This window comes from Trinickia sp., assembly GCF_051953405.1.
In the GTDB taxonomy this organism is placed as follows: Bacteria; Pseudomonadota; Gammaproteobacteria; order Burkholderiales; family Burkholderiaceae; genus Trinickia.
In genome coordinates, this window is sequence record NZ_JBQCIV010000103.1 from 69,275 (window position 1) to 79,711 (window position 10,437).

Annotated in this window: 10 protein-coding genes and 1 tRNA gene; 10 read left to right on the top strand and 1 reads right to left on the bottom strand. The window is 65.0% G+C overall.

Translation table 11 applies throughout. The features are described from left to right. The first annotated feature begins 182 nt into the window (after positions 1-182). The 10 genes from rsmB to ACTHN9_RS17995 all read left to right on the top strand — a co-directional run bounded on the left by rsmB (position 183) and on the right by ACTHN9_RS17995 (position 9,438). Positions 183-1,610 (top strand): 16S rRNA (cytosine(967)-C(5))-methyltransferase RsmB, encoded by a 1,428-nt coding sequence (gene rsmB / locus ACTHN9_RS17950; RefSeq protein ID WP_440538116.1) that lies wholly within the window; start codon positions 183-185, stop codon positions 1,608-1,610. Beyond that, on the top strand, positions 1,607-2,203 hold the full coding sequence (locus tag ACTHN9_RS17955; protein ID WP_440538117.1) for a DUF4390 domain-containing protein: 597 nt from the start codon (positions 1,607-1,609) through the stop codon (positions 2,201-2,203). Before rsmB ends, ACTHN9_RS17955 begins: the two co-directional genes overlap by 4 nt. After that, positions 2,193-4,589 carry an ATP-binding protein gene (locus tag ACTHN9_RS17960; RefSeq protein ID WP_440538118.1) on the top strand — a complete coding sequence of 799 codons (2,397 nt, stop codon included), beginning with the start codon at positions 2,193-2,195 and terminating at the stop codon, positions 4,587-4,589. Before ACTHN9_RS17955 ends, ACTHN9_RS17960 begins: the two co-directional genes overlap by 11 nt. Further along, on the top strand, positions 4,590-5,285 hold the full coding sequence (esaR, locus tag ACTHN9_RS17965; RefSeq protein WP_440538119.1) for a response regulator transcription factor EsaR: 696 nt from the start codon (positions 4,590-4,592) through the stop codon (positions 5,283-5,285). A gap of 116 nt (positions 5,286-5,401) precedes the next feature. Beyond that, positions 5,402-5,477 (top strand) — tRNA-Phe (locus ACTHN9_RS17970). A 256-nt stretch (positions 5,478-5,733) separates the two neighbouring features. Beyond that, positions 5,734-6,465 (top strand): 7-cyano-7-deazaguanine synthase QueC, encoded by a 732-nt coding sequence (queC, locus tag ACTHN9_RS17975; protein ID WP_440538120.1) that lies wholly within the window; start codon positions 5,734-5,736, stop codon positions 6,463-6,465. A gap of 75 nt (positions 6,466-6,540) precedes the next feature. Beyond that, a complete protein-coding gene (queE, locus tag ACTHN9_RS17980; protein WP_440538121.1) occupies positions 6,541-7,173 on the top strand; it encodes a 7-carboxy-7-deazaguanine synthase in 633 nt (210 codons plus the stop codon). Between the two features lie 9 nt (positions 7,174-7,182). Continuing rightward, on the top strand, positions 7,183-7,635 hold the full coding sequence (gene queD / locus ACTHN9_RS17985; RefSeq protein ID WP_440538130.1) for a 6-carboxytetrahydropterin synthase QueD: 453 nt from the start codon (positions 7,183-7,185) through the stop codon (positions 7,633-7,635). A gap of 298 nt (positions 7,636-7,933) precedes the next feature. Next, positions 7,934-8,716, top strand: a complete 783-nt coding sequence (locus ACTHN9_RS17990) for an HpcH/HpaI aldolase family protein (RefSeq protein ID WP_440538122.1) — start codon at positions 7,934-7,936, stop codon at positions 8,714-8,716. An 11-nt stretch (positions 8,717-8,727) separates the two neighbouring features. Then, on the top strand, positions 8,728-9,438 hold the full coding sequence (locus ACTHN9_RS17995) for a tetratricopeptide repeat protein (RefSeq protein WP_440538123.1): 711 nt from the start codon (positions 8,728-8,730) through the stop codon (positions 9,436-9,438). 69 nt (positions 9,439-9,507) lie between these two features. On the opposite strand, the gene rodA is transcribed toward ACTHN9_RS17995, so the two are convergent. Then, positions 9,508-10,437: rod shape-determining protein RodA (gene rodA / locus ACTHN9_RS18000; protein ID WP_440538124.1), on the bottom strand; the 930-nt coding region annotated here is incomplete at its 5' end.

Consider the following 10,437-nt stretch of genomic DNA (forward strand, 5'->3'; position numbering starts at 1 on the left):
TCGAAGACGGGCCCGTGGGGCCCGTTTCCGCTTATGCGGGGCCGTCGATCGTACGCCGCCGCCGCTCGAGGCCTCAAGCGGTTTTGTGTGCTGGAGGCGCGGCGCCGGCGCGTTACAATGTCGCGTTTGTTTCGCGCGATTTCGCTCACCGCGCCACCCGTCGCGCGCCCTTCGCTTTCTCGATGACTCGATCTGCCCCCATCCGCCGCCAGGCGCAAAAAGCCGGCGCAGCGCCGTTTCGCACGCTGCGTCTCGCGCCCGATTCGCTCGGCTTCGCGCTCGATTGCGCGGCGCTTGCCGTTGGCGCCGTACGCGCCGGCATGGCGCTGCCGGCCGCGCTCGCTCGCGTGCAAGCATCGGCCCCGGCGGCGGCGATTGCCCGCGGCGCGATCCAAGATATCGCTTATCGCGCGCTGCGGCGCCTAGGCACCGCCGACTGGCTGCTCGCTCAGCTCGTGCGCAAGGCGCCGCCCCCGCATGTCGGCGACATGCTGGCCTGCGCGCTGGTCTTGCTTGCCGACGATGCGCAAACGGCCGTCTATACCCCGTTCACCGTCGTCGATCAAGCCGTGACCGCGATCGGCGCCCGCCGCGAATCCGCGTTTGCCAAGGGCCTCGTGAATGCCGTGCTGCGCGCTTTCCTGCGCGAGCGCGAGGTGTGGCTCGACAAAGCGCAAACCGATGCCGTCGCGGCGTGGAACTACCCGCTTTGGTGGATCGAAGCCGTGCAGCAGGCGTGGCCCGACGCATGGCAGCGCGTGCTGGCGGCCGGCAACCAACCGGGGCCGCTCACGTTGCGGGTCAATACGCGCCGCACGACCGTCGCCGAGTATCTGCATCTGCTCGACGCGAACGGCATCGCCGCCACCGCGATCGGGATTCATGCGGTTCGGCTCGCGGCCCCGCTGCCGGTCGATCGCATTCCGGGCTTCGCGCAGGGCGTCGTGTCGGTGCAAGATGCCGGGGCGCAGTTGGCGGCCGAGCGGCTCGCCGCGCGCGACGGCATGCGCGTGCTCGATGCCTGCGCGGCGCCGGGCGGCAAGACAGGGCATGTGCTCGAGCTGGCCGACGTCGAACTCGTCGCGCTCGAGTCCGATGCCGCGCGGGCCTCGCGTATCGGCGAAAACCTGTCGCGCTTGGGGCTTGCGGCGACCGTGACCGTGGGCGATGCCGGCGCGCCCGCCGCTTGGTACGACGCTCGGCCCTTCGACCGCATTCTCGCGGACGTTCCCTGCTCGGCGTCCGGGATCGTGCGGCGCCATCCCGATGTTCGCTGGCTGCGTCGCGCCTCCGACATCGCCGCGCTCGTCGCACAGCAGCGCCGCATTCTCGATGCGTTGTGGCCGTTGCTCGCGCCGGGCGGCGAAATGCTCTACGTGACGTGTTCGATCTTCCCCGAGGAGGGCGAACAGCAGGCGCGCTGGTTTGAACGCGCGCACGAAGATGCGGTACGATTGGACGCGCCCGGGCAACTGCTGCCGACCGCCGCGGGTGCCGCAGCCGAATGCTCGGCTCCTTTTTCGACGGGAACGCACGCCGCCACGCCGGAGCGCGCCGGTGCCGACCTTGACCACGACGGTTTTTTCTACGCGCGCTTTCAGAAACGGTGACGATCAGCAAACGCTCTTTTCCGCTTCGGCTCGTGGCCTTGCTCTGGATTGCGCTAACCGTCTGTTTAGTCGCGGCGGGGCCGGCGCGTGCCGATACGATCGCGGTGCAGCGAGCCTCGCTGCAGGCCGACGGGTCGGGCGGCTGGAATCTCGACGCGCGCTTCGACTTCGAGTTGAACGGCAACCTCGAAGATGCGGTCAACAAAGGCATTCCGCTTTATTTCACGACCGAATTCGAACTCACGCGTCCGCGCTGGTATTGGTTCGACGAGCAGCCTGTGTCCGTCGCGCAAACCCTTCGCCTGTCGTTCCAACCGCTGACGCGAGAGTACCGCGTGTCGAGCGGCGGCTTGCAGCAAGGCTTTTCGTCGCTGAACGAAGCGCTGGCCGTCATCAAGCACGTCACCTCCTGGCATGTCATCGATCGCAACCAGGTGCAGCCCGGAGAGACGTATACGGCCTCGGTGCGCATGCAGCTCGACACGGCGCTGATGCCCAAGCCGTTCCAGGTCGATGCCGTCAACAACCGAGATTGGACCCTCGCTTCCGATTGGAAGCGCTTTACCTTCACGGTGGCCGAACGTGCTAAATAGCGTGCGTCGAAAAGCGGACGTGCGAAGCATTCTCGTTCGCGTGATCGTCTCGACAGTCGCCGTCATGGCGTTGCTGCTGCTCGTGCTGCTCGCCGCGGCCAGCGCCAACACCGAGTTCTTCGATCGCTACTACTCGTGGCTCTATGCGGCCAACATCGCCGTGGCGCTCGTGTTCTTGCTGGTCGTCGTCGCGCTCGTCGCGATGATCCTCGCCCGGCTGCGCAAGGGCAAGTTCGGTACGCGGCTGCTGGCGAAGCTGGCGATTTTCTTTGCGCTCGTCGGTGTGCTGCCGGGTGCGATCATCTACGTGGTGTCGTACCAGTTCGTCTCGCGCAGCATCGAATCGTGGTTCGATGTCAATGTCGAAACGGCACTCACATCGGGGCTGAACCTCGGGCGCGCCATGCTCGATGCCTCGCTGTCCGACTTGCAGACGAAAGCACGCGTGATGGCCGAGCAACTGGCGAGTACGCCGCCCAACAATACGACGCTCACGCTCTTGCGCATGCGCGACCAATTCGGCGTGCAAGAAGCGATGCTCGTCGAATCGGTGCGCAGCGTCTCGGGCGCGTCGCCCGACCTGCACGTCATTGCGCAAACGTCCGGCAATTTCGCATCGCTCATGCCCGACGATCTGCCGACGCCGATCATGCTCGATCAGGCGCGCGGCCGTGGCTACGCGTCGATCGAAGGCGAGGTGGACGGCGATCCGCATGCGAAGGGCGCGAAAGGGGCGCTGCGCTTGCGCGTCGTGGTGCTCGTGCCCGATGCCAGCGCCTCGCTGCTGCAGCCCGCGGAGCGCTTCCTGGAGTTGACGCAGCCCGTCTCTCCAACGCTCGCGCGCAATGCCGATGCGGTCCAGCGCGCCTATCGCGAGTATCAAGAGAAGGCGCTGGGGCGCACGGGCCTGCGCAAGATGTACATCGGTACGCTCACGCTGGCGCTGTTCCTGGCGACTTTCATCGCGATGATGCTCGCGCTCGCGCTCGGCAATCAGCTCGCGCGGCCGTTGTTCCTGCTGGCCAAGGGCACCAAGGAGGTGGCCGAGGGCGACTTCACGCCGAAGCGCGAAATCAAATCGCGCGACGAACTCGGTTTCTTGACGCAGTCGTTCAACGCGATGACGCGCCAATTGTCGGAGGCGCGCGCCGCGGTCGAGCGCAACCGTGTGGCGCTGGAGCATTCGAAGGCTTATCTCGAGAGCATTTTGGCGAATCTGACGGCCGGCGTCTTCGTGCTCGACCGACAATTTCGCTTGACCACGGCCAATCGCGGCGCGGAGCGGATTTTCCGGCAGCCGTTCCAAGGCATGCTGGGCGCATCGCTCGAGCATATCGGCGTGCTTGCCGAATTCGCGGCGCTGGTGCGCAAGGCCTTCGCCGATCGCGAGGCGGCCAGCGAAGGCAGCGTCGACGACGGCGGCCATTGGCAGCAACAAGTGGCACTCTCGGTAGAGGGCGAGTCCGAGCCCATCACCTTGCTCGTGCGCGGCACGCGGCTGTTGGCGGCGACACCGTCGGCCGGCGGCCAGGCGGATACGGCGGGTTACGTCGTCGTCTTCGACGACATCTCCGACGTCATTTCCGCACAGCGTTCCGCGGCATGGGGCGAAGTGGCGCGACGTCTCGCGCACGAAATCAAGAATCCGCTGACGCCGATCCAGCTCTCGGCCGAGCGTTTGCAGATGAAGCTGGCCGACAAGCTCTCGCCGCCCGATGCCGATGTGCTCAAACGCGGCGCGACGACGATCGTCAATCAAGTGGCGGCGATGAAGCAGATGGTGGACGACTTCCGCGATTACGCGCGCACGCCGCCGGCCGTCCTTGCGAACCTGCAGTTGAACGAACTCGTCACGGAAGTGCTCGGTTTGTACGGGGTCGAAGAAGGCAAGAGCGCGATCGCGGCCGAGCTATCGGCCTTGCCGGTGATTCGCGGCGACGCGACGCAATTGCGCCAGGTGATCCACAACCTGCTGCAAAACGCGCAGGACGCGGTGGCGGAAATCGCGAGCCCCCGTGTCGTCATCGAAACCAAGACAGTAGAATATGGCGACCCCGACGCGCTCGGCAAAGTACGCGTCGCGGTTCGCCTGACCGTGTCGGACAACGGCCCGGGCTTTCCCGCCCGCATCCTCACGCGAGCGTTCGAACCGTATGTGACGACGAAAGCCAGAGGAACGGGGCTAGGGCTAGCCATGGTCAAGAAGATCGTCGATGAACATGGCGCACGTATCGATATTCGGAATCGCGTGAAAGCAGGCGAAACGATCGAAGGTGCGCAGATTTCGATTTTGTTTCTGCAATTGGCAGACGACGCGGCACCCGCCTCGAACGGCGGCACGGCGTCGGGGACGACAAAAGCAATAGCGCAGACAAGGGCAGCATAAATGGCAACCATCCTGGTGGTAGACGACGAAATGGGCATCCGGGAGTTGCTCTCGGAAATCCTGAGCGACGAGGGGCATGCCGTCGAAGTGGCGGAGAACGCGCAGCATGCGCGGGATTTCCGTCTGCGTCAGGCACCCGATCTTGTCCTGCTCGATATTTGGATGCCCGACACGGACGGGGTGACGCTGCTCAAGGAATGGGCGGCGCAAGGGCTTTTGACGATGCCCGTGATCATGATGTCGGGGCATGCGACGATCGATACGGCTGTCGAGGCGACGAAAATCGGCGCCCTCAATTTTCTGGAAAAGCCGATCGCCCTGCAAAAGCTGCTGAAGGCGGTGGAGCAGGGGCTGGCACGCGGCAGTGCGGCGGCCCCGGTCGCCGGTGCGGCGGCCGTGAAAGCGGCCGCGCCGGCCAACGCGGCGACGGTGGTGGCGGCGGCGGTCGCGTTGCCGATGCTCGCGGCCGATGCGGTGGCGGCGAGCCCGAGCACCCTGCAGGCGGCGTCGATTTCGTTCGACATCCCGTTGCGCGATGCGCGCGATGCATTCGAGCGCGCCTACTTCGAGTATCACTTGGCGCGCGAGAACGGCAGCATGACGCGGGTTGCCGAAAAGACGGGCCTCGAGCGCACGCACTTGTACCGTAAGCTCAAGCAGCTCGGCGTCGATTTGAGCAAGAACAAAGGGGAGTGACGGGCGTCGTGGCGCCCCGCTGCATCGGCGCGCATCGGCATTCAGCGCTCGAAACGCGCCAGCGAAAAAAGTGCTTGAGCGATGCAAATCTCCTTGCTATACTCTCGCTTCTTCGTGGCCCGGTAGCTCAGTTGGTAGAGCAGCGGATTGAAAATCCGCGTGTCGGTGGTTCGATTCCGCCCCAGGCCACCAGCAGTATCCAACCCCAAGAATCGTAAGGTTCTTGGGGTTTTTCTCATGGCGCGCATCGGGCTAAGCGGATGTCGGGGAACGAGGCGAACGGTGCTCGAGGCGGCCTTCTCCTTCTACTAGACGGTATAAGCGCCACGCTGCTCGCCGCTCGAACGCGAGGCATATACTGGCGAAGCATCGCGCGGCCCCTACGCGGCGCCCGCGCACGGGCACACGCCGTGCGCGCCTTTGATTGACGGTCCACGGAGTTTTCACGGTGATTCGAACAGACGCTAAGCGTGGCGCGCTCGTGCTTTTTTCGGGCGGCCAAGATTCGACCACGTGCCTGGCTTGGGCGCTCGAGCGTTACGAGACAGTCGAGACGCTCGGCTTCGACTACGGCCAACGTCACCGCGTCGAACTCGAATGCCGCGACGGTGTGCGTCAGGCGATCGCCCGTGGGTTTGCGCACTGGGCCGAGCGTCTGGGCGAGGATCACCTGGTCGATTTGTCGGTGCTCGGTGCGATCAGCGAGACGGCGATGACGCGCGAGATCGAAATCGAGGCGACGGCCAATGGTCTGCCCAATACCTTCGTGCCGGGACGCAATCTGATGTTCATGACGATCGCCGCGGCGATCGCTTATCGGCGAGGGCTTTCGGCGCTCGTCGGCGGGATGTGCGAAACGGATTTCTCGGGCTATCCCGATTGCCGCGACGATACGATGAAGGCGCTGCAGGTGGCGCTGAACCTCGGGATGGATAGCCGCTTCGTCGTCGAGACGCCGCTCATGTGGCTCGACAAGGCCGACACCTGGCGCCTCGCGCGGGATCTCGGGGGCGATGCGCTCGTCGAACTCGTGCGGGTCGAGACGCACACGTGCTATGTCGGCGAGCGTGCCGAGCTGCACGCGTGGGGCTTCGGCTGCGGCGAATGCCCGGCCTGCCGTCTGCGCAAGCGCGGGTACGAAGCGTTTCTCGCCGGCGAGCAGGTAACGCAGCCGGCGTAGCGGCGCCCCGCCGCCGGGCCGAACCGTGGCTCCGAGATGAGGCGGCCTAAAATCGAGATGGACGACAGAAGCAGCATGACGTACGCGGTCAAGGAAATTTTCTACACGTTGCAGGGCGAAGGTGCGAATGCGGGCCGCCCAGCCGTGTTCTGCCGGTTTGCCGGCTGCAATTTGTGGTCGGGGCGGGAAGAAGATCGCGCGAGTGCCGTCTGCCGCTTCTGCGACACCGACTTCGTCGGAACCGACGGCGAGAACGGCGGCAAGTATCGCGATGCCGGCGCGCTCGTCGAGAAAATCGCTTCGCTGTGGCCCGAAGGCGAGCAGCATCGTTTTATCGTCTGCACGGGCGGCGAGCCGATGCTGCAAATGGACGAGCCGTTCGTTGCCGCGCTGCATGCTGCCGGCTTCGAGGTGGCCATCGAAACGAACGGGTCGCTGCCCGTGCTCGAGTCGATCGATTGGGTGTGCGTGAGCCCGAAAGCCGATGCGCCGCTCGTCGTGACGAAGGGCAACGAGTTGAAGGTGGTCGTCCCGCAAGACAATCAGCGCTTAGCCGAGTACGCCGAACTCGACTTCGAGTACTTTCTCGTGCAACCGATGGACGGCCCGTCGCGCGATTTGAACACACGCCTGGCGATCGACTGGTGCAAGCGCCATCCGCGCTGGCGGCTCTCGATGCAGACCCACAAGTACCTGAACATTCCCTGATTCGCCGTGCTGACGATTACCCGAAAACTCGAATTCGATGCGGGCCACCGCATTCCCGACCACCGCAGCCAATGCCGTAACCTGCACGGGCACCGCTATGTGCTCGAAATCACGCTGCGCGGCGACGTCGTGGAGACGGAAGGTGCGCCCGATCGCGGCATGGTGATGGATTTCGCCGACGTCAAATCGCTCGCGATGGAGCACCTCGTGAGCCGCTGGGATCACGCGTTCCTCGTGTTCGAGGGCGATACGCGCGTGCGCGATTTTCTGCAATCGATGCCGGACCATAAAACGGTCGTCCTCGATCGCATTCCCACAGTCGAAAATCTCGCCGCGATCGCCTTCGAGCTGCTCGCGCAGGTCTACGACGCGCACTACGGCATCAATCTCCGGTTGCACCACGTCCGCCTCTACGAAACGCCGAACTGCTGGGCCGACGTCGTGCGCGAGGCCGGCATCTAGCATCGGCTGTCCCGTTCCTCGCTTTCTTTTCGTCGAATAGGGGCATCCGCTGTCGACCTAGCGGGCGCGTGGGCCGCTCTTCGCTGCGCGCTCGGTTGCTGCGACGCGTCTGAACCCATGCGCTCGACCGGCGCCTGCATCCGATCGGCCGTTGTCGGCGTATGATCGGACGAGGGCCGGCTTCGTGCAGCGACGCAGCCGGCCGACTAACCCTGGAGCGAGACATGTCGGCCATCCCCGCACCGAGCGCACGCCGTTCTGTACCCGAGTCGCACGTGCTGCCACCGGAGGCAACCCGGTGAGCGCATTCACGAATCCACTCAAGCAACGTTTGAAAGAGGGCGAGCCGTCGATCGGGCTCTGGCTTTCGCTCGCCAGTGCCAATGTGGCCGAAGCGCTCGCCCATACGGGTTTCGATTGGCTGTGCATCGACATGGAGCATGCGCCGAACGATTCCGACGATGTCGTCGCCCAGCTGCGAGCGATCGCGGCGGCGCATTTACCGACCGAGCCGATCGTGCGCGTGCCCGCGCGCGAAGCCTGGCTCGTCAAGCGGGTGCTGGACTCAGGCGCACGCACGTTGATGTTTCCGAACATCGAGTCGGCGGCAGACGCGGCACATGCCGTCCGTCTCACGCGCTATCCGGGGGGCGACGTGCCCGACGGCCTGCGTGGCGTCGCCGGCGCGGTGCGGGCGGCCGCGTTCGGTGCGCGCCGCGATTATGTCCAAAGCGCCAATACGCAGATCGCCACGATCGTTCAGATCGAATCGGCGCGCGCATTGGAGGACGTCGATGCGATCGCGGCCACGCCGGGCGTCGACTGCCTGTTCGTGGGGCCGGCCGACTTGGCGGCGAGCCTCGGCCATCTCGGCGATTCGAAGCATTCGGATGTCCAGGCGGCGATCGCTCGCATTACCGCCGCAGCGGCCAAAGCCGGCATTCCGGCCGGTATCTTTGCGATGGACGTTGCAGCTGCGCGCGCTTATCGCGATGCCGGCTTCAAGGTCATCGCGCTCGCCTCCGACGTTATTTGGCTCGTGCGCGCAGCACGAGCGGCATTGCAGGAGTTGGGGTCATGAGACGAAGGACGATGAAGACACAGATGGTATCGATGCTGTTGCTGGGTATAGGCGCATGGGCAACGGCGAGCGGCGCACTGGCGCAGGCGGCGTCGGCACCGCAGGCGCGGGCCGATACCGATGCCGAAACCCAGGCGGCCGTGGCCGACTATAACGCGGGCAATGTCGCCGTGGCGCTCAAGGAGTTTCGCGCTGCGGCCGGCCGCGGCAACCGGCTTGCCGAATTCAACTACGCGATGATGCTGCTCAACGGGGAAGGCACGCAGGCGAACGTCGAGGAAGGCCGCAAGTGGCTGCTCAAAGCCGCCGAAGCGAACATGTCGCACGCGCAGTACGTGTACGGCAAGATGTACGACGACGGCGATTTCGTCCAGCGCGATCCCGCCGTGGCGCATGAATGGTTCCTGAAGGCCGCGCGCCAAGGCCATGTCCAAGCGGAACTCGCGCTGGCCAATCAGTTTCTCGATGGCCGCGGCACGCCGCGCGACAATGCGCAGGCGTTCACCTGGTACAAGAAGGCGGCCGAGGGCGGCGATATGACGGCCCAATATGTCACGGGCTCGTTTTACGAACGGGGAGGAGACGGGGTGGAGCGCAACCTGAACGTCGCGCGCGCGTATTACGCCGCGGCGGCGGCCCAAGGCGACCCGGCTGCTCGTCTGAAGTTTCAGGATCTGAGCCAGCAGCTGCGAAACGAGGCGAAGAAGCAGCAATCCAAATGAGCCAAGGCGGGCGCGCGATCGGGGCCGGCCGGTACCCGGTCACGCCCCCCCGACCGAAGCGCCCCCCCTTCAGCTCTTCATCAACCGCTTTTGCCGGCCGACGCTCATGATGAGGCCCACGGCGATCCCGAGGGTCGTCAGCGCGGTGCCGCCGTAACTCATGAACGGCAGCGGCACACCCACGACCGGCAAGATGCCGCTGACCATGCCGACGTTGACGAATGCATAGGTGAAAAACGCCATCGTGAGCGATCCGGCAAGCAGCCGGCCGAACAGCGTGGCGCCGTTGGCCGCGATATACAGCCCGCGCGCAATGAGCGCCGTATAGAGCGTGAGCAGCACGAGTTCGCCCATCAGCCCGAATTCCTCGGAAAAGACAGCGAAGATGAAATCGGTATGCTTTTCGGGGATGAAGTCCAGGTGCGCTTGCGTTCCCTTGAGCCAACCCTTGCCGAGCGGTCCGCCCGAGCCGATCGCAATGACGGCCTGGATGGTATGGAATCCTTTGCCGAGCGGGTCCGACGTGGGATCGAGCAGCGTGCAGATGCGGTGCTTTTGGTAGTCGTGCATGAGCGGCCACTGCACCTGCGGCTGGCAGATCTTCTCTTGGAAGGTGGCGACGAGCCCGATGCCGATGACGGCTGCGACCAGCACCGGTACGATCAGCTTGAACGAGAGGCCGGCGAAATAAATGACGAACAGCCCGGCGGCGAATACGAGCACGGCTGTACCCAAATCGGGCTGCTTCGCGATCAAGCCCACCGGCACCAGCAGAATCGCGAAACCGACGAGGAAGTCGTACCAGCGCGTCGAGCTTTCCCGCCGCTGGTAATACCACGCGAGCATGAGCGGGGTGGCGATCTTCAATATTTCCGACGGCTGAATCACGACGCCGACGTTGATCCAGCGCTTGGCCCCTTTCTTCGTGATGCCGAACAGCGCCACGGCCACGAGCAACGCGACGCCGAACGTATAGAGCGGGACCGCGAAGCGCATCAG

Coding starts and splice junctions, on each gene's coding strand:
- rsmB (WP_440538116.1), top strand. CDS start 183: ATGACTCGATCTGCCCCCATCCGCCGCCAGGCGCAAAAAGCCGGCGCA.
- esaR (WP_440538119.1), top strand. CDS start 4,590: ATGGCAACCATCCTGGTGGTAGACGACGAAATGGGCATCCGGGAGTTG.
- queE (WP_440538121.1), top strand. CDS start 6,541: ATGACGTACGCGGTCAAGGAAATTTTCTACACGTTGCAGGGCGAAGGT.
- ACTHN9_RS17995 (WP_440538123.1), top strand. CDS start 8,728: ATGAAGACACAGATGGTATCGATGCTGTTGCTGGGTATAGGCGCATGG.